14 protein-coding genes are annotated in these 20,158 nt (G+C 67.5%); 7 read left to right on the top strand and 7 right to left on the bottom strand.

The features are described from left to right. From CFREN_RS04650 to CFREN_RS04640, 3 genes are all read right to left on the bottom strand, one after another. Positions 1–957 (bottom strand): ADP-ribosylglycohydrolase family protein, encoded by a 957-nt coding sequence (locus tag CFREN_RS04650; RefSeq protein WP_209653502.1) that lies wholly within the window; start codon positions 955–957, stop codon positions 1–3. Positions 958–981: 24 nt separating this feature from the next. Further along, a complete protein-coding gene (locus CFREN_RS04645) occupies positions 982–1,266 on the bottom strand; it encodes a hypothetical protein (RefSeq protein ID WP_209653504.1) in 285 nt (94 codons plus the stop codon). A gap of 87 nt (positions 1,267–1,353) precedes the next feature. Next, positions 1,354–1,893: a hypothetical protein gene (locus tag CFREN_RS04640; protein ID WP_209653506.1), complete on the bottom strand. Its 540-nt coding sequence runs from the start codon at positions 1,891–1,893 to the stop codon at positions 1,354–1,356. 79 nt (positions 1,894–1,972) lie between these two features. On the opposite strand from CFREN_RS04640, the gene CFREN_RS04635 reads away from it, so the two are divergent. Further along, complete coding sequence (locus tag CFREN_RS04635; RefSeq protein WP_209653509.1) at positions 1,973–2,653, top strand: TetR/AcrR family transcriptional regulator; 681 nt, start codon at positions 1,973–1,975, stop codon at positions 2,651–2,653. 63 nt (positions 2,654–2,716) lie between these two features. On the opposite strand, the gene CFREN_RS04630 is transcribed toward CFREN_RS04635, so the two are convergent. Both CFREN_RS04630 and CFREN_RS04625 read right to left on the bottom strand, forming a co-directional pair. Then, the gene (locus CFREN_RS04630; protein WP_209653511.1) at positions 2,717–3,661 is read right to left on the bottom strand and encodes a hypothetical protein; all 945 of its coding nucleotides are present in this window, start codon (positions 3,659–3,661) and stop codon (positions 2,717–2,719) included. Positions 3,662–3,795: 134 nt separating this feature from the next. Beyond that, complete coding sequence (locus CFREN_RS04625; RefSeq protein ID WP_209653513.1) at positions 3,796–4,731, bottom strand: (2Fe-2S)-binding protein; 936 nt, start codon at positions 4,729–4,731, stop codon at positions 3,796–3,798. 712 nt (positions 4,732–5,443) lie between these two features. On the opposite strand from CFREN_RS04625, the gene CFREN_RS04620 reads away from it, so the two are divergent. From CFREN_RS04620 to CFREN_RS04610, 3 genes are all read left to right on the top strand, one after another. After that, the gene (locus CFREN_RS04620; protein ID WP_209653515.1) at positions 5,444–6,415 is read left to right on the top strand and encodes a hypothetical protein; all 972 of its coding nucleotides are present in this window, start codon (positions 5,444–5,446) and stop codon (positions 6,413–6,415) included. Positions 6,416–6,457: 42 nt separating this feature from the next. Continuing rightward, on the top strand, positions 6,458–10,465 hold the full coding sequence (locus CFREN_RS04615; RefSeq protein WP_246580180.1) for an ABC transporter ATP-binding protein: 4,008 nt from the start codon (positions 6,458–6,460) through the stop codon (positions 10,463–10,465). Positions 10,466–10,531: 66 nt separating this feature from the next. Then, positions 10,532–14,254 (top strand): multifunctional oxoglutarate decarboxylase/oxoglutarate dehydrogenase thiamine pyrophosphate-binding subunit/dihydrolipoyllysine-residue succinyltransferase subunit, encoded by a 3,723-nt coding sequence (locus CFREN_RS04610; RefSeq protein ID WP_209653519.1) that lies wholly within the window; start codon positions 10,532–10,534, stop codon positions 14,252–14,254. 121 nt (positions 14,255–14,375) lie between these two features. Here CFREN_RS04610 and CFREN_RS04605 read toward each other — a convergent pair whose 3' ends face one another. Further along, positions 14,376–15,143 (bottom strand): type 2 periplasmic-binding domain-containing protein, encoded by a 768-nt coding sequence (locus CFREN_RS04605; protein WP_209653522.1) that lies wholly within the window; start codon positions 15,141–15,143, stop codon positions 14,376–14,378. 162 nt (positions 15,144–15,305) lie between these two features. Here CFREN_RS04605 and CFREN_RS04600 point away from each other — a divergent pair, with 162 nt between their 5' ends. Together CFREN_RS04600 and CFREN_RS04595 are read left to right on the top strand one after the other, a co-directional pair. Then, entirely contained in the window at positions 15,306–16,367 is a 1,062-nt protein-coding gene (locus tag CFREN_RS04600) for a magnesium and cobalt transport protein CorA (protein WP_246580179.1), read from the top strand. Between the two features lie 206 nt (positions 16,368–16,573). Beyond that, complete coding sequence (locus CFREN_RS04595) at positions 16,574–18,061, top strand: DUF6777 domain-containing protein (RefSeq protein WP_209653524.1); 1,488 nt, start codon at positions 16,574–16,576, stop codon at positions 18,059–18,061. An 87-nt stretch (positions 18,062–18,148) separates the two neighbouring features. Here the strand turns inward: CFREN_RS04595 and CFREN_RS04590 are convergent, their stop codons facing one another. Further along, on the bottom strand, positions 18,149–18,634 hold the full coding sequence (locus CFREN_RS04590; RefSeq protein ID WP_070523640.1) for a YflT domain-containing protein: 486 nt from the start codon (positions 18,632–18,634) through the stop codon (positions 18,149–18,151). A 167-nt stretch (positions 18,635–18,801) separates the two neighbouring features. On the opposite strand from CFREN_RS04590, the gene CFREN_RS04585 reads away from it, so the two are divergent. Then, positions 18,802–20,157, top strand: coding sequence for a magnesium transporter MgtE N-terminal domain-containing protein (locus CFREN_RS04585; RefSeq protein ID WP_083291727.1), 1,356 nt, complete (start codon positions 18,802–18,804; stop codon positions 20,155–20,157). Position 20,158: the final 1 nt, after the last annotated feature.

Below are 20,158 nucleotides of genomic sequence, written 5' to 3'. Positions count from 1 at the left end.
CTACTCCCCGTAGTCCGTGCCCGCCAGCTCGTCGGCCTGCTCCAGCAGACCCGTCGCCCAGAACTCACGGCCCAACGGATTCGCCACACCGGGGCGCCCCTCCGCCGGCTCGCACTCCAGTACGCCGGTCACCCAGCGCTCCGGCCAAGCCCCCGCCCCATGCACCGCGCCAAGCAACGCCCCGGCAATCGCCGCATTGGTGTCCGTGTCGCCGCCCATGCCGACGGCGTCGACGAGAGCCTCGACGGGATCGTCGTAAAGCACGAGCTGCCGCACCGCGATCGACAACGCCAACAACACCCAGCCCATGTGCCCCTCATACGCGGAGACGACACCCGTGCGGCCCGCCGCAATCGCCTGCGCCACCGCCCGCTCCAAGGCGGCGGCCTCCATCGCATCGACGACCTCCCCGGCCGCGCCACCACGAATGCCGGTGACCAGACCAGTGACGAACACCGCGTTGGCATCGACGCAGACGGGATTCGGGTGGGTCAGGGCGGCATCCGCGCGGGCGAAATCGGCGGCGGCGTCGATGCCAACGTCCTCGCGAGCACCGAATACGCCCAGCGGAGAGACGCGCATGAGGGCGCCATTGGCCTGGGAGTCCCCGTTGAGCCCCTCACCCGACAACGCCTGCGCACACGTGCCGCCGATATCGAACGGGCCCGTCGAATACCAATGAACGTAACCGCGCATCACGTCATCGGCATCGAACGTGCCGCAGCGCTGCAAACTACGAATGAGCATCATCGCCATCTGCGAATCGTCCGTCGGCTGGCCGGCGATCAGATTCCACGTGCCACCGTCGGCGAGATCGCGCACCCCGTCCGGGTAACGCTCGGCGATCTCCTCAGGCGCCTCAAACTCCACGAGACTGCCCAGCGAATCGCCGATGAACTGGCCAAGCAAGCACCCGCGGGCGCGGTCGCACAGCAGCGCGGAATCAACGGAAGTCATGATGGCCAGGATAGGGAAAAGTGGCTAATCGGCGACGATGTCGGAAAATACGGCACGCCAATCGGCAGCATCGGCCGGACCTCGATGGATCTCGAAATGTCGCATGGCCTCATCGAATACCTCGGACGGAATCTTGACTCCCCGGGCTCGAAAACCGGAAAAAATTTCCGTCAAGGGTGAGCACGGGTACCCATGATCGAAGTCATGCTCCGCCCATTCTCGCAAGTCATCGTCGACCGGATACTCAGACATCAACCAACGAACAAAAGCTTCGGTTCGATCAAAATCATCACTCGTGATTGCAGTCATGGCGTTCTGCACCTCCTCCGGTTACCCGAAGAGTAGCCCCGGGACACCCCCATGCCAATGGAGCCCGCGACCACAGCTACCAGCGCCCTACCCCGCCTCCGCCGACTGACGCTCACGCGGCGACAGCATCACCCACAGAGGGCCGGTGATGAACCAGATCGCCAAAATCATGCCGAGCCGCGGATGCCAATCACGCAGGGACTGCGTTTCGACGCCACCACCGACGGCGAAAACGCACACCTCCAACACCACCGCCGCGATTCCCGCCGCCACGACGGCCAAGCCGAAGTCCACCCACTCCTTGCGCAGCTTCGACCCGACGTCCGGTTCGGCGACATCCTCGCCCCGCACCTTCCGCCGATACATCCGATCAGCCCACGCCACCGAACGCTTGCCGAACACCACCGAAAAGCCCAAATACAACGCCGCCACCCCGTGCACCAAGCTCGGCTGACCACCCGTACGCAGATCAATGACCGTAAACGCCAACAACGCGACATCCACCACCGGCGTCAGCGCCAACAACACCAACCCCAACCGCGACATACCCAGCGGATACCTCGCCAACAGGCCCGCCGCGATGAGCACCCAGAATCCAATCTCACACGCAATGATCGCGTACACCATGGCCGATCACTTCCCTCCCACACCTCTAACACGGTCGTGCTAATCACGGAGACTAGCACGACTGGGCTAGAATTGCGTCATGGCAGATTCCGGCAGTAGCTCAACGGGCACTTCGCGCTCCCCTCGCAGCCCCCGACCACGCCTCACCGCCGACGAACGAAAGGCCCAAGCACTCGACGCCGCCCGCCGCTTGATCCTGCGCGGCGGCATCGAAGCCGCCAGCGTCCGCAACGTCGCCGCCGAAGCCGGCATGGCCACCGGCTCACTCCGGCACATCTTCCCCTCCCACGAATCACTGTTCATCGAGCTCATGGCCGACAACGCCACCCAAGCCGCCGCACAGATCCAAGCCGTCTACGCCCGCGAACTCGCCGCCGGAACCCCCAAGCGCGACATGTTCCTGGCCGTCCTCCGCGAGGTCATCCCCCTGACCGACACCACCCGCACGCAACTGGTGGTTCAACTCGCGCTCTTCACCGCCCACCCCGACAGCGCCCCCATCCGCGAGTCGATCAAAGACGCCGGCGCGAAACTTGACCAACTGTGCACCGACATCGTCGGCCAGCTTCGCCCCGACCTCGACCCGACCAGCGACGCCTCGACCGAACTCGCCACCGACCTGCGCGTCGCCATTGACGGAATCGCCCTGCGCTGCCTGGAAAACCCCGCATTCGCCACCGACGCCACCAGCCGAGGCGCCGAAGCAACGCTCACCCGCGCCCTCGACCGAATCACCGAAGCTCGAATCACCGAAGCGTAAACGCGAAAGCGGGGCACCGGCCCAATGCCAGTGCCCCGCTTCCTCGATACGCGCTACACGCGACTACTTCTCGTCATCCGCGTCGTCCGAGTCATCATCATCGTCGGAGTCGTCTTCGTCGTCATCCGAGTCGGAGTCGTCCTCGTCGCCATCATCCTCAGACTCCTCGCCCTCGAGGTCATCGTCGTCAAGCTCATCATCGTCGAAGTCGTCGTCGTCATCGAAGTCGTCTTCGTCATTGTCGTCGTAATCATCGTCATCGTCCCAGTCGTCCCCATCCCGGTACGACTCGTACAACGACTCCGCGAAACCATCCTCCACCGGCGCGAGCTGATCCTCCCACTCCTCGGCACGATCCGCGGCCAGCGACAACACATCCAACAACTTGTCGAAATCCCGGAACGACCCCAACGTCAAAACCTCATTGCGCAAGCTCGCGGCATCCGCATACAGGTCGGCGAACATCTTCCGACGATCCTCATCCGTGAGAATCGTCTCCGTATCCGAATCCCAAAACTCCGCAATCGCCTGATCGACGATTTCATCCAGATTTTCGTCCTGCGCAATGAACCGCACATGCGCCACCGGATCATTGTCATTCGCCGACACCAACACCTGCAGCACCGACGACTCCCCCACCTCCGCCGACACCAACGTCGCCTCCTCCGGATCCTGCTCGAACTCCAGATCCGACACGCGATCGTCGTCACCATCAAGCAGCGTGCGCAGCAACGCCACCACCCGATCCGTCGCCACATGATGCGCCACCGCATCGACCGCATCCTCCACCGAGAACACGACCGACACCAACACGGCCTCGAAATCGTCATCATCCGAATCGACGTCCGCCGCCGCGACATACACCTCCGCCGCCGGCAAATCCTCGTCGATCGTGACGAACTGGACCTCCAAATCCAAGGTGATGGGCACGAACAAGGTGTCACCGTTAACCCGGCTCTCGATGTCCTCGCGATCCAGCGCCGCGGCAATATCCTCGAAGAAGCTCATGACTGGGACCCTTCCCTCAATCGACGTCAGCCCAACGCCCGAACACCGGCCGCGGCACGACCGCCATCGTAGCGACAACCCGCCGCCCCCGCCGCCACCAAAACCACCCCGTCACACGCCCGGCGCGGCCCCGCTCATGCACCCGCCCACAACGCACGCCGCTCCTCCGCCGACCGACGCGGACACGACACGCACAAGTCAGCGTCCGGACAGTGGAAAATCATGCAACACGACGACCGCTCCACATGCGTGACGACGTCAAAGTCCGCAACCGCCCCATCCGCCGCAGCCGCCAAATCCGTGGCCACCACGCCATCCGCCCCCGCGCCGGCGACGACGTCGACGAAACGCGGCGCCGGCACCCGCGCCACCTCGCCCAAGCCCTCCACCAGCCACGCGCCGATCAGCGCACCCGCCCACGGCTCCATCACCTCATTGCCCGCGGCGACCGCGGCGCCCGCCAGGCCATCGGCGACGATCGCCCACGAAGGCGCCGGCCGCACCCCCAACTCCTCCTCCATCGCCGCGACGACCGGCGCCACCAGTTCCCCCAGCGCCCGCCCGTAGGCCCGCACCGCGTCGGCCATGGCCGGGTCGCCGGGCTCGACGCCGTCGTCGGCGCCCACATCCACGAAGGAGTCGGAGGCGAAGCCCAGCCAGTAGTCGTCGCGCTCGAAGACCGTCAACCCCGCCCACTCGGCCGACGGCGCCCGGCCCTGCACCACAATCGACGCCGCCGCCGGGCCCAACCACGAATTGCACGTCGAATACCACCACAGCTGCGTTTGGAACCTCTGGTCGCCCGCGCCGTCGGGACCCTTCGCCGCGGCATCGGGCATCGGGAACAACGCCCGGCCGGCGTCGATTCGGGCGCGCAGGAAATCGCCGTCGTCGGCAAGCAACGTCCGCGCGTCTTCGCCCGCCCACCAGCGCGCGCCGTCGTGAGCATTGACCTCGGCGGTGAGCCGCGGGATTTCGGCGAGAGTCCGCGCATACTCCCGCGCCGGCTCGGGCACCGGACCCGTGTTGGCCGGAACAGTTCCGTCGATTCCGTCGGTTCCGTCGGTCATGACAGTCCACCTCTCGCCGTGCGCATGCCTCCAGCCTAGGGACAGCCTGCGCAGGCCACCCCAGCCACCGCACGCAACCCGGCCACCGCCACCACTGCAGCCACCGCACCCAACCCGACCACCGCCACCACTGCAGCCACCGCACCCACCCCAGTCACTCCCGCCCCAGAATCCCGCGAGGTCGCACAAAACGGGACAGCCGACACCCGCAAAACCCCAGGTCGAAGCCAACGACAATGTCCCGTTTTGTGCGATAGCAAACTTGTTACCCCGCCAGGACGCCATTGAGCGCCGTCGAGTGCGCCGCAGACCGCGAGGAAGTGAAGTGGGCCGAGAATCCGGGGCCAGACGAGGCGGCCGAACAGGGAAACCGGAGTGGGCCGAGAATCCCGGGGGCACACGGGATGGATCGACACCCGGGGTGGATCGGCACACGGGATGGATCACCACACGGGGTGGATGGACACACGCGGTGCATCGCCACACGCGGTGGATGGATACATGCGGTGGATCGACACACGGGATGGATGGACACACGGGATGAACAACGACACAGTTGGGTAACGGCACTCACCAATGGGTCCCGCGAATCGCCGATGCGGATAGAATCAGGTCGATAACCCCCGGCGACCGTCGGCAACCGGTAGACCAATTCCGGCAGCCAACAGTCGATTCTCGGCGGTTGATGGCCGACGACCAGGAAGGACGCCACATGTTCGGATTCTTCGGCAAGAACGGCGACGCCACGAAGACCAAGCCCCGCACCACAGACGACGCCAACGGCGACGGCCCCGTCGGCCTCGACAGCGCCCCGCGCGACGGCGGTTTCGTCACCGACGCCGTCGGCTCGGACCCGAAGAAGCTGCAGGACGAGACGGGCATCGCCGGCCGCCTCCTGATCCGTTCGCTGGACACCGCGATGGGCTGGCAGACCTCGGCGATCACGGGCTACGTCCGGCAGCTCCACGCGCGCAAGCCGGACGAGACTCCGGCGCAGATCCAGAAGCGCATCGACGATCACTTCCTGGCGCTGGTCACCGGCTCCGGTGGCGCGGCGGGCGGTGCGGCGGTCGTTCCGGGCGTCGGTTTCGTCACGGGTCTCGGCGCGGTGGCGTTGGAGTCGGTTGTCTTCCTCGAGATCGCCGCCTGGTACACGCTGGCGTCGGCGTCGCTGCGGGGCATCAGCATCGGCGAGGAGGAGCGGCGCCGCAGTCTGGTGCTGGTCACGTTGATGGGTGCGTCGGGCACGGCGCTGGTCGCGGCGGCGATGGGCGATGAGCCGCTGCGGAAGCAGGCCCCGGCGAAGGACCCGGCGGCGTCGCTGATCGCGCGTTTGGGCGTCCCGCAGTTGGGCGGGCTGAACAAGATGATGATCAAGCAGGCGCAGAAGCGCCTCGCGAAGTCGGCGCGGATGGCGATGATCGGCAAGTTGATGCCGATGGGCATCGGCGCGTTCGTGGGCGCGGGGGCGAATCGCAAGATCGCCAAGAAGTTGATGGAGCGGGCGCGTCTGGCGCTTGGTCCGATTCCGGCGTCGTGGCCGGAGGAGTTCGCGCTTTCCGACGACGACCTCGCAAAGGCCCAGTTCTCCCTGCCGAAGCTTCCGTTGTCGTTCGGGTGGATCGGCGGCAAGGACGATGACACGGGCAAGGGCGGCTCCTCCGACAAGAGCCCCGAGGCTTAGGTGCCGGGTCCCGCCGCCGCACCCGGGACCCACCCGGCGCGCGTGATCTGGCGTTCGTGTCTTCGGCATCCGGGGCCGTTGGCGGCGGTGGTCGTCGCGACGGTGTTGCTCGTCGCTTTGGAGACGGTGATCCCGCTGTTGACGCGCGATGCGATCGACGTCGCGACGGGTCAGGGCGATGGTGGCGCCTCCACCGCGCTGCTGCCCGGCCTGGCACCGCTGGCTGCGGTGATCGCGGTGTTCGTGGGCGTGGGCGTGGCTCGGTTCCTCACGCAGGTGGTGCGCCGGTTTACCGCGGGGCTGCTGTCGCTTGACGTCCAGCATGATTTGCGGGTGCGGCTGCTGCGTTCGTTGCAGGCGCTGGACGGCCCGGCGCAGGACCGGGTGCGCACGGGCCAGGTCGTTTCGCGGGCGATCTCGGATTTGCAGGGCATTCAGGGGATGCTCGCGATGTTGCCGTTGACGTTGGGGGCGGTGGTCAAGATCGTGTTGACCATCGGCGTGATGCTCATGCTTTCCCTGCCGTTGACGGTGGTGGGCCTGGCGGTGATTCCGCTGGTGGTGGCGGTCGCGGTGAAGTCCCGCTCGGCGCTGTATGCGGCGACGTGGACGGCGCAGCAGAAGGCGGCGGACGTCGCGACGCACGTGGAGGAGACCGTCTCGGGCGTGCGGGTGGTCAAGGCGTTCGCGCAGTCGTCGCGTGAGGTGGCGCGGCTGGATGCGTTGTCGCGGTCGTTGTATGCGTTGCGGATGCGGTCGGCGAAGCTCAACGCGCGGTTTCAGCCGGCGTTGCAGGCTTTGCCGCAGGTGTCGTTGGTGGTCAACATCGCGGTGGGCGGTTGGTTGGCGTTGCGGGGTTCGATCACCGTGGGCACGTTCGTGGCGTTCGCCACGTATTTGACGACGTTGACGGCCTTGTCCCGCATGGTGTCGACGATGATCATTTCGTTGCAGCTCACGGCGGCGAGCATCGATCGCGTCGGCGAGGTCATCGAGTCGGTGCCGGATCATCCCGACCCCGACGACCCGGTTGCCGTGCCGGCGGGGCCGGTGGGGCTGCGGTTGCGGGGAGTGACGCATTCTCGGGGCGGGCGCACTTTGCTTGACGACGTCGACGTGGACGTCCCCGCCGGTTCGACCCTGGCGCTGGTGGGGCCGCCGGGGGCGGGAAAGACGATCCTGACGGAGTTGCTGGGGCGTTTTTACGTCGCCGATTCCGGGTCGATCGAGATCGTGGGCGGGTCGTCGTCAAGCAAGGAGGACGCCGGGGCCGCGGACATCGCCCTGGCCACCGCCGACGACGTGCGCGGCGCGATCACGGTCGTGCCCGATGAGCCGTTCCTGCGTTCGGGGACGCTGCGCGACAACATCGCGCTGGCCAAACCCGACGCCACCGACGCGGAAATCGAGGCCGTCGCCGAGGATGCGCAGGTGACGTTCGTCGACCAGCTGCCCGCCGGGTGGGACACCGCCATCGGCGAGCGCGGCCACAACCTGTCCGGCGGCCAACGCCAGCGCGTCGCCCTCGCCCGTGCTCTGCTCGCCCGGCCGCGGATCCTGGTGCTCGACGACGCGACCTCCGCCATCGACGCCGCCACCGAAGCCCTCATCTTCGGGGCGCTGCGCACCCGTTACGGGGACATCACCACGGTCGTCGTCGCCCACCGTTCCTCCACCCTGGAGTTGGCCGACCGCATCCTCGTCCTCGACGGCGGGCGCGTCACCGGCTACGGCACGCGCGACGAACTTCTCGCCGGCCACCCCGGATTCGCCGACCTGATGGACCTGTCCGACGACGACCGCGCCCGCGCCCGCGCCGCGCTCGACGCCGAACGCGACGGCGACGCCGATCCCCTGGTCATCGATGCACCCGACGCCGCGGAACCCGACCGGGCGGTGCTGTGGCCGACGGCGAAGACCGAGGCCGATGCAGGCGTCGGGTCCGACCGCGTGATCTCGGCAACGGGCGCGGGAGCCGGAATGAGCGGTGGCGGCGCAGGCGGTGCGATGGGCGCAAGCGGCGGGGGCGGCCGGGGCGGCGGCCATCGCGGGATGGGCGGCGGCATGGGGGCCGCGATGATGAACGCCCCGGTCACCCAGGACCTCCTCGACCGCATCGCCGCCCTGCCCCCTGCCGACGAAGAACCCCGCATCGCCGCCTCCGCCCTCGACGACTCGCGGCCGTTCAGCCTGCCGAACCTGCTGTCCAACGCACGGATGCTCATTCTCGCCGTCGTCGCACTGCTGCTGGTGACCACCGCCGCGGACCTCGCGTTCCCCATGCTCGTGCGCTGGGCCATCGACGACGGCGTGTCCGCCGGCGACGAAACCACCCTCTGGCTCGCCGCCGCAGCCGGCCTGGGCGTGGTGGCCGTGAGCTTCATCGCCATCGCCGCCACGACCGTGCTGACCTCCCGCACCGGCGAACGCCTGCTCTACGCGCTGCGCGTCCGGTCCTTCCGCCACCTGCATTCGCTGGGACTGGACTACTTCGAACGTCAACGGTCGGGACGCATCATGACACGGATGACCACCGACATCGACGCCCTGTCGTCCTTCCTGCAAACCGGCGTCGCCCAGGGCATCATCGCCCTGTCCACCCTCCTGGGCGTCGCCGGCATGCTGCTGGCCACCAACGTCACGCTCGCCGGGGTGGCGCTGCTGGCGCTGCCGATCGTCGCGGTGGCCACGGCGGTCTTCCGGTCGATTTCGTCGAAGCTCTACGCCGCCGCCCGCGAACAGGTCTCCACCGTCAACGCCGACTTCCAGGAGACCATCGGCGGCCTGCGCGCCATCCAGATGCACCACCGCGTCGCCGACGTCGAACGGTCCTTCGCCCGCCAGTCCGACCGCTACCGCCGCCTGCGCATCCGCGCCCAGGCCGCCGTGAGCGTCTTCTTCCCCGGCATCAACCTCATCGCCGAACTGACCACCGCCGCCGTGCTCTTCGTCGGCGCCACCCAGGTCGCCGAGGGCGCCACCACCGCCGGCGTGCTCATCGCGTTCACCCTGTACCTGGGCATGATGTTCGGCCCCATCCAGCAGCTGTCCCAGGTTTTCGACGGCTACCAGCAAGCGCGCGTCGGCCTGACCCGCATCTCCGACCTGTTGGGCACCGAACCGACCGTCGCCGACGATGGCGCCCGCGACGGAGCCCGGGCGGCCGCCGCCGGCGACGTCGCACTCGACGACGTCACCTTCCGCTACGCCCCCGCAGACTCCGACGCCTCCGACGGCGACGCGACCACCGGCCGAAAGACCGATGCAGGATCCGGTGCGACCATCGACTCCACCGAGGAAGCCGACACCACCGCCCCCACCTCCCTCCCGCCGACCGTGCTCGACGGACTCGACCTCCACATCCCCGCCGGGCAAACGGTCGCCGTGGTCGGATCCACCGGTGCGGGGAAGTCGACCGTCGTCAAGCTCCTGGCCCGCTTCCACGACCCCGTGTCCGGCGCCGTGCGCGCCTCGGGCACCGACATCCGCGAATTCCCCCTCGAACAATGGCGCGCCACCCTCGGCTACGTGCCCCAGGAACCCCACCTGTTCCACGGCACCATCGCATCGAACATCGCCTACGGCCGCCCCGACGCCGACGAAGACGCCATCACCGACGCCGCCCGCCGCGTCGGCGCACTGACCGCCATCGCCGCCATCCCCGGCGGCTTCACCCACCCCGTCAACGAACGCGGACGCGGTCTGTCGTCCGGCCAACGCCAACTCATCGCCCTGGCCCGCGCCGAAATGGTCGACCCCGCGCTGCTGCTTCTCGACGAAGCCACCGCCACCCTCGACCCCGCCACCGAAGCGACGTTCCTCGCCGCCGCCGACCGCGCCACATGCCGCCGCACCTCGGTCATCGTCGCCCACCGACTCGCCACCGCAGCCCGCGCCGACAGAATTTTGGTGATCGAAAATGGTCGCATCATCGAAGACGGGGCTCACGCCGCTCTACTGGCGGCGGGCGGCCCCTACGCTCGGCTTTGGGACACGTACCATAAAGGGGCGGCGGACGTGGAGGAACGGGACAACAACCGTTATCCTTGATTGACTCCAAAAACTCCGCAGTCAACGCGCAGATGCAATCAACATGAAATGAGGCGAGTACCTGCCGTGAGCAGCGACATGAGCTTCGGCCAGAACGAGTGGCTGGTCGACGAGATGTTCCAGCAGTTCAAGAAGGATCCCGATTCCGTCGACCCGGAATGGCGCGATTACTTCACCAAGAACGCCTCCGGTTCGGACCTGTCGGCCGCCAGCCGCGTCGGCTCCGCGACCCCGCGCAACAACCCGCAGGATCCGGCGCCGATGGCCAAGCCCGCAGCCGCCACCGAGGCCGAGGCCAGGGAAACCGGCCGCCGCCCGTCGAAGGGACCGGAGCCGACCGGCACCCCGCAGAAGGCCTCCCCGATCCGGGCGAAGAAGTCCCCCATGGACATCGCCGCGGCCGCCGAGGCCCCCGAGGCCGGCAAGACCGCCCTGCGCGGCATCGGCAAGGCCATCGCCAAGAACATGGACATCTCGCTGGAGGTCCCGACGGCCACGTCGGTCCGCGACATGCCCGCCCGCCTCATGTTCGAAAACCGCACCCTGGTCAACGACCAGCTCAAGCGCACCCGCGGCGGCAAGATCTCCTTCACCCACATCATCGGCTACGCGATGATCAAGGCAGTCATGGCCCACCCGGACATGAACAACTCCTACGACGTCGTCGACGGCAAGCCGACGCTCGTCGTCCCGGAGCACATCAACCTGGGCCTGGCCATCGACATGCAGAACAAGGACGGCTCCCGCGCCCTCGTCGTCGCGGCCATCCGCGAATGCGAGACGCTGTCGTTCAAGGAGTTCGTCGACGCCTACGAGGACATCGTCGTCCGCGCCCGCAACGGCAAGCTGACCGGCAAGGACTTCTCCGGCGTCACCATTTCGCTGACCAACCCGGGCGGCATCGGCACCCGCCACTCCGTGCCCCGCCTGACCAAGGGCCAGGGCGCCATCATCGGCGTCGGCTCCATGGATTACCCCGCCGAGTTCGCCGGCGCCTCCGCCGACCGTCTCGCCGAGCTGGGCGTCGGCAAGCTGGTGACCATCACCTCGACCTACGACCACCGAATCATCCAGGGTGCGGAGTCCGGCGAGTTCCTGCGCACCATGTCGCAGCTGCTCGTCGACGACAAGTTCTGGGACCAGATTTTCGAGGACATGGGCGTGCCCTACACCCCGGTCCGCTGGGCGCAGGACATCCCGAACGTCGGCGTCGACAAGAACACCCGCGTCATGCGCCTCATCGAGGCCTACCGCCAGCGCGGTCACCTGCTCGCGGACATCGACCCGCTGCACTTCGACCACCCGAACATCATCACCCCCGACCACCGCGACCTCGACATCGCCACCCACGGCCTGTCGCTGTGGGACTACGACCGCACGTTCAACGTCGGCGGCTTCGGCGGCAAGGAGCGCATGACCCTGCGCGAGGTGCTCATCCGCCTGCGCAACGCCTACTGCCTCAAGGTCGGTTCCGAGTACACCCACATCCTCGACGCCGACGAGCGCGAGTGGCTGCAGGACCGCATCGAGGGCGGCCAGCCCCGCCCGACGCACGCCGAGCAGAAGTACATCCTGCAGAAGCTCAACGCCGCCGAGGCGTTCGAGAACTTCCTGCAGACCAAGTACATCGGCCAGAAGCGATTCTCCCTCGAGGGCGCCGAGTCGCTGATCCCGCTGATGGACGCCGCCATCGACACCGCGGCCGGACAGGGCCTCGACGAGGTCGTCATCGGCATGCCGCACCGTGGCCGTCTCAACGTGCTGGCCAACATCGTCGGCAAGCCCCTGTCGCAGATCTTCACCGAGTTCGAGGGCAACATGGACCCGGCCCAGGCCGGCGGCTCCGGTGACGTGAAGTACCACCTGGGCACCGAGGGCCGCCACATCCAGATGTTCGGCGACGGCGAGATCGACATCACCCTGACCGCCAACCCGTCCCACCTCGAGGCCGTCAACCCGGTCGTCGTGGGCCTGGCGCGCGCCAAGCAGGACATCATCGACCGCGGCGAAGAGGGCTACTCGGTCATGCCGATGCTGCTCCACGGCGACGCGGCGTTCGCGGGCCTGGGCATCGTCCAGGAGTCCCTGAACCTGATGGCCCTGCGCGGCTACAAGGTCGGCGGCACCGTCCACATCGTGGTGAACAACCAGATCGGCTTCACCACCTCCCCCGACTCCTCGCGTTCGTCGTACTACGCCACCGACCTGGCCAAGGCCTACGGCTGCCCGGTCTTCCACGTCAACGGCGACGACCCGGAGGCCGTCGTGTGGGTCGGCCAGCTGGCCGTCGAGTACCGCAACCGCTACGGCAAGGACGTCGTCATCGACCTCGTCTGCTACCGCAAGCGCGGCCACAACGAGGCCGATGACCCGTCGATGACCCAGCCGGCGATGTACGACGTCATCGACGCCAAGGAGGGCGTGCGCGCCGCCTACACCGAGGACCTCATCGGCCGCGGCGACCTGTCCGAGGAAGAGGCCGAGGCCGCCCGCCGCGACTTCCACGACCAGATGGAGGCCGTGTTCAACGAGGTCCGCGCCGCCGAGCGCGGTGGCCCGGGCGAGCAGACCGGCATCACCGGCTCCCAGCCGCTGCCGCACGGCCTGGACACCAGCATCGACAAGGTCGAGCTGCAGGCCATCGGCAACGCGCACGTCAACCTCCCCGAGGGCTTCACCGCGCACTCGCGCGTCGCCCCGGTGGCCAAGAAGCGCGCCGAGGCCGCGAAGGAAGGCGGCATCGACTGGGGCTTCGCGGAGCTGCTGGCGTTCGGTTCGCTCGCCGGCGCCGGCCGCACCGTCCGCCTGGCGGGCGAGGATGTCCGCCGCGGCACCTTCACCCAGCGCCACGCGGTCCTCATCGACCCGAACACCGGCGCCGAGTACAACCCGGTCAACGCCTACGCCGAGTCGCAGGGCAACGGCGGCCGTTTCATGGTGTACAACTCGGCGCTGACCGAGTACGCCGCCATGGGTTACGAGTACGGCTACACGCTGGGCAACCCGGACGCGGTCGTCGCGTGGGAGGCGCAGTTCGGCGACTTCGCCAACGGTGCGCAGACCATCATCGACCAGTACATCTCCTCCGGTGAGGCGAAGTGGGGCCAGACCTCGAAGCTGATCCTGCTGCTGCCGCACGGCTACGAAGGCCAGGGCCCGGACCACTCCTCCGCCCGCATCGAGCGTTTCCTGCAGCTGGCGGCCGAGGGTTCGTACACCGTCGCCCAGCCGTCGGACCCGGCGAACTACTTCCACCTGTTGCGCCGCCACGCGCTGTCGGACCTGCACCGTCCGCTGATCGTCTTCACCCCGAAGTCGATGCTGCGCAACAAGGCCGCGGTGTCGCCGGTGGAGGCGTTCACCGAGCAGAAGAAGTTCAAGTCGGTCATCGACGACCAGTACTTCGAGTCCGGGCAGGGCGACAAGGACAAGGTCAAGACGATCCTGCTGGTGTCGGGCAAGCTGTACTGGGAGCTGGAGAAGAAGCGCCAGAAGGACAAGCGCGACGACGTCGCCATCGTCCGTCTGGAGATGCTGCACCCGATCCCGTTCAACCGTCTGCGGGACGCGTTCGACAACTACCCGAACGCCACCGAGGTTCGCTTCGTCCAGGACGAGCCGGCGAACCAGGGTCCGTGGCCGTTCCTGGCGCTGGGTCTGCCGGAGGTCCTGCCGGACATGCCGAAGCTGACCCGCGTGTCGCGTCGCGCCCAGTCGTCGACGGCGACGGGTGTGGCGAAGGTTCACGCCATGGAACAGAAGGCTCTGCTCGAGGAGGCCTTCAAGTAGGCCGCCCGCGCATCAGGGTTTGACGAGGCCCCCGCTTCCGACCATCGGGTCGGGGCGGGGGCCTTCCGCATGTCCGGTTGGGCTGTGCGCGATTTGCTTGACGACGCCCCTCCCCCGGCGTCTACCCGGTGGTGAATCGGGAGGTGTCGAGCCATTCGGCGGCGATCTCCGACGGGTTTTCCCCCGCGGTGACGCGGGTGGTCAGGTCGTCGAGTTCTTCGGTCGACAGCGACCCGGCGACGCGGTTGAGGACGTTGACGCGATCGGCCCTCGTAAGCGCCGGCTTGAGGTAGAAGGGCACGATGTGCTGCGGCAGCACGGCGCCGGGGTCCTCGTCCACGCGTGCTTCGAGTGCGGCCGCCTCGTCCTCGTCGAGTCCGTCCTCGCGGCCGCAGCCCTGCGCGTTGGACGGGTCGGTGGCCATGATTTCGCCGGGCAGCGCCGCCGACATGGCGCCGTAGACGCGGTCGCGCCATTCGGCGGACAGGGCCTTGCCGGGGTCGTCGTCGGCGAGGTATTCCTCGGCGAGTTCGCGGGCGGTCGCCGGGTCGATGAGCCCCAGCAGTTCGCCGGTGCAGCCGAACGACAGCGTCACGGTCCCCGACTGCACGGCCAGCATCCGTTCGTCGGCGGGCACCTCGACGACCGGCGCGGCTTCCCGACCACGCCGTTCCAGCGCGCCGGCGTACACCTCGGCCATGACGGCCTGCTGGGCGATGCGCGCGTCGGCGCCGACGACGACCGGCTCGGACTGTTCGGCGGGCACGGGCACGGCGGGGTCCTGGGACGCGCAGCCGGCCAGCACCAGGGTCGTCGCCAGCGTCGCCGACAGCATCACCGGCAGTCTTGCCGTCGACGTCCCCGTCGACTCCGCACCCCGCATGCGCATTGCCCCCCGTGCTTGACCCGTTCGGCGATACCGCCGGTCGCGTCGTAAGCTCATTCCGATGCGCCGGACCTCCGTCATCTTCGCGGCACCGCTCACGGCCTTCACCACTTCGCTTCCGTCAATCGGCAATACGCCGCCAGATTACCCACGTAGGAGGTCCCAGTGCCCTCGTCCCCCCGGCCGACTCCGCGGACGAATCGTCGCAAAGCATTCGAGCCGGCGCAGGACGCGATGCGCGACTGCGGCGTCTACGTCAACGGGCACCGCCTGCCGGGGCAATTCGACCACCGCAGCGCACTCGAAGAGGTCCGCAACCGCGGCGAAGGTTTCGTGTGGCTGTCGCTGTCACGGCCGAACGCGGTGCAGATGGACGCCATCGCCGAGGAGTACGGCCTCCACGAGCTCACCGTCGAGGACGCCCTGACGCAGCGGCAGCGCCCGAAGGTCGAGATTCACGACGACCACATGGTTTTCGTCATCCGTTCCGTCCACTACAACCCGGACGGCACGGAGGAAGACGAAAACGAGAAGATCAACACCGGCCAGCTGCTCATGGTGCTGGGGCGCAACTACATCATCACCATCCGCATGGGCATGGCCCGCGAGGCGCTGAGCATCCTCGGCGAACGCGTGGCCGAGGACCCCGAGCTGATCCAGCCGGGGCCGGCGGGCGTGCTGTGGGCGATCACCGACTACCTCGTCGACGACTACCTGCGCACCGTCCAGCAGCTCGAGGAACTCGTCGAAGACATGGAAGACGACGTCTTCGAGCCGGGATACATCACGGAGATCGAGGACATCTACATCCTCAAGCGCGAGATCCTGGAGATGCGCCACGCCATCGACCCGCTGACGACGGCGCTGCGCTCCATCATGGCGATGCGCGGCCAGCTGATGCCGAAGTCCGTCCGCCGCTACCTGTCGGACGTCCTGGACCACCAACTCGTCGCCGCCGACATGGCGCAGGGTTTCGACGAGCGTCTGTCCGCCCTGATCGACGCCGCGGCCGTGAAGATCCAGCTGCAGCAGAACACCGACATGCGCACCATTTCCGCCTACGCCGCCATCCTCGCCGTGCCGACCGCACTGGCCGGAATCTACGGCATGAACTTCGACCGCATGCCCGAGCTGCATTGGGAGTACGGGTACTACATCGTCCTGCTCATCATGGCCGGGATCGTCGCGTTCCTGGTATGGCTGCTGCGCCGCAACAAGTGGCTGTGATGACCACCTTCAACGAGTTTTAGGGCACCGAAATGAGCAACAACCCCTGGGATGTTCCGCAACCCGAAGACAATGGCCCCGACCCCCGATCGGGTCCGGACGACTTCTTCGGCGAGGACGTTTTCGACTCGACGCCGGCAAACACCGGCAGTTTTGCCGGGCACCCCACATCGTCCGGCGCTCGGGGGCCGCTCAATGGGGCGCCCATGACCGCTTGGCCAGGGTCGGGGCCGGTGCCCGAGAAGAAGCGCAGCATCAATGGCCCGGTGATGGCACTCGTCGTCTTCGTCGTCTTGTCCGTCGTCGTCGGCGGCGTCGTCTTCTTCATTGGCGGCGTGGGCAAGAACCTTGCCGCAATGTCCTACATCTCCACCGACGACCCCGGACCGAATCCGTTCATGGAATCGGCGGTCAACAAGGACGTGGCTGCGGGTTCGATCCATTCGAACCTGGTCAGTGCCTCCGCTCAAGGCGCCGTCGCCGGCGATGACCCCAACATCTACGGAGGGTCCGGCGAACTCAGCGTCTGTGATGCGGATGAACTGGTCGCCAACCTGGCCGCCAACGCCGACCTCAACGCCGCGTTCGCCGAAGGAATCGGCATCAACGCCCACGACGTGGAGCGCTACGTCCACTCGCTGACCCCGGCCATCCTGCGCCAGGACACGTGGGTGACCAACCACGGCTACGACAATGGACGGGCAACGCCGTACCAGTCGGTGCTGCAGCGTGGCACTGCGGTGATGGTCGATGCCTACGGCGTGCCCCGCGTCCGGTGCTCCTGCGGCAACCCGCTTGCCGAAGCATGGAACGGCTACACCGCTCCGGAAGTCGACAAGGCCAACTGGGATGGATACAAACCGCGCGACGTCGTGACCATCTACGAAACCGACGTCACAATCGACACCATCAACGTCATCGACATCGACGATGGCACCACGCTCGACATCGGCATCGACTCCGGTGATTCCGCCACGCAGCAAGAAGTCCTCGATGCCGTCACCGACGACACCCCGGTGACCACGCCGAAGGACATGGGCGTGCGTCCCGACGCCACGCTCCTCGGGGAAATGGGTCTGGCCGAAGCCGACGGCGACGCATCCGAACGCCCCACCGGTGCGGACCGCTTCACCGACTACCAGCAGTGGGCCGAAACCGGCTGGGGCGGCGTCGGCGATGGATCAGACGCCGATGCGGAATCCGGCGATGCCGACTGGAGGTCTCAAACGGCCGCCGTCGACCCCGAGGAGTTCCGGACTGACAGCACACCGGATTATCTGGGCGACCATTACGTTCAATTCTCCAACCGAGATGTCGGTTGCCTGATCCATCCGGAGAATCAAGCGGTTTACTGTTTCGTACAGGATTTTTTGGACTCCGGACGGGAAGGGCGGTGGATGTCCATCGACCCGCAATATCCGAATGCACCTGACGGCAATGGTCCGCTGAACTTTCTCATCGCCGGTGGACCTCGGGAGCGGTTCATTCCGGTCGCGCTGATGTTGGAGAGCCCGCTCATCGGACTGAATCCTTCAAAGCTTCTTGAACCGGGAGAATCCGTCACCGTCGGCGGAATCACCTGCTTCAACCTGGGCGACACCATTGGTTGCGATGCCGTTGCATCGGGATTCGTCATGGACGAAAACGACGACGTCTACGTCGATCGTTCGGAGATGGCCGTGTTGGATCAGTAAGCGATCAGCCGCAGCCCCGGCAGCGCGCCCGTGATGCCCGCGCGCACGGGCACGGGCGACGGCGGCAGCGGGAGGGGTGGGGTGCGCCTACCGCAGTCGACGCTGGGCGAGCAGGTCGCGGGCCTTCTCGGCGTTGCGGGGGTTGCACAGGACGTCGTACCGGCCTGCGACGATCTCGGTGGTCGACGCGAAGTCCCGCTTGCCGTTCTGCATGCCGTAGGGCACTGCGGCCAGGATGATGCCGAACACCGCGCCGACGACGACGCCGGTGATCAGCGGGGCGATCCAGTCTTCCTGGAACAGGCCGAGCAGCAGGCCGAAGAACAGGCCCATCCACACGCCGTACAACGCTCCTCCGCCGAGTACCTTGCCCCACGTCAGACGGCCGACCACCCGCTCGACCTGCATGAGGTCGACGCCGACGATGGTCAGATCCGACACCGGAAACTCATCCCGGTCGGACAGTTCGTCGACGGCGGCCTGCGCCTCGGCGTACGTGGTGAAGGTTCCGATCGGCCATCCCTCGGGCGGCGTGGCGGTGGGTTTTCCGTAGGGGCGGCGGCCCTGGGCCATGACGGTGATGCTCCTTTTGATCCTCGGCTGCGGGCGGTGTCGGCCGGCGACTGGCGGCCAACGGAAGTGAGTCGGCGGATGCCCGCTCGTTCCACCCCCTTCAACGGCCCGGCCTCGGAATTTGTTCCAATCACGGCGGCCCCGACGCGGCGGTTATTGTTGTGTCCATGACTTCAATCGATCGCGTGTACGCCGGCCGTTTGTCGGGGATGATCGTCCGCAACCCCGACGGCGACGCCATCGGACGGGCCCGCGACGTGGTCGTGCGGCTGCGCCCCTCCGGTGCCCCTTCGCGGGCGTTGGGGCTGGTGCTGCAGCTGACCGACAAGCGCAGGGTGTTCGTGCCCATGGGGCGCATCACCGCCATCGAGCCGAATGAGATCCTGCTCAACTCCGGCCTGGTGTCCATGCGGCAATTCCGGGCGCGGCCGGGCGAATCGACGGTGCTCGGCGACCTCGTCGGCGCGAAGGTGCAGATCGACGACCCCGACCTGGAGCACCTGCACGGCGTGCCGCAGGAACTCACCGACGTCGAGATGGAACGCTCCCGCACCCGCGACTGGATCCTCACCCGCGTCGCCGTGCTCGGCCCGAAACGGGGGTTGCGCGGCCGCCGGGATGTCGCCGTCGCCCCGTGGAACCACGTCCACGGCCTCGGCGCCGGCGCGGAACCCAGCGACCACGACACCGAGCTCATCGCCGAGTTCCACGAGATGCGCCCCGCCGACGTCGCCTCCGCCATGGCCGACATGTCCAATGAACGGCGCCGCCGCATCGCAGAGGCGCTTGACGACGAACTGCTCGCCGACATCATCCAGGAACTTCCCGACGACGACCAGACCGAAGTCCTGGAAGACCTCACCATCGAACGCGCCGCGGACATCCTGGAGGAGATGGATCCCGACGACGCCGCCGACCTGCTCGGCGAACTCGACGAAAACCGAGCCGACGTGCTGCTGGAACTCATGGCCCCCGAGGAGTCGCAGGCGCTGCGGCGACTCATGGTCTTCGAACCCGACACCGTCGGTGGTCTGATGACGTCGGACCCTCTGATCCTCCAGCCCACCACCACCGTCGCCGAGGCGTTGGCCAGGGCGCGGGACCCGGAGCTGCCGACGTCGCTGGCGTCGATGGTCTTCGTCGTGCGCCCCCCGACGGCGACTCCCACCGGCCGTTACCTCGGCTGCGTGCACCTGCAGAAACTGCTGCGCGAACCACCGTCGACGCAGATCGGCGGCATCCTCGACCCCGACCTGCCGCCCCTGTACGCCGAAGACGACGACGAAATCGCCGCACGGTACTTCGCCACCTACAACCTGGTGTGCGGGCCGGTCATCGACGACGAAGGCCACCTCCTCGGAGCGCTGAGCGTCGACGACCTGCTCGACCACATGCTCCCCGACGACTGGCGCGAAGACGGCATCCGCCCCGCCGGCCGCATCCGCACGGCCGCTGCCGCCAACACGGAGGCGTCGCAAAGCAACGCAACCCGGACCACCGGCACGACGAAGAAGGAGGCGTAAC

The organism is Corynebacterium freneyi, assembly GCF_030408835.1.
Taxonomy (GTDB): Bacteria; Actinomycetota; Actinomycetes; order Mycobacteriales; family Mycobacteriaceae; genus Corynebacterium; species Corynebacterium freneyi.
This window is presented reverse-complemented; position numbering and strand designations above follow the sequence as displayed.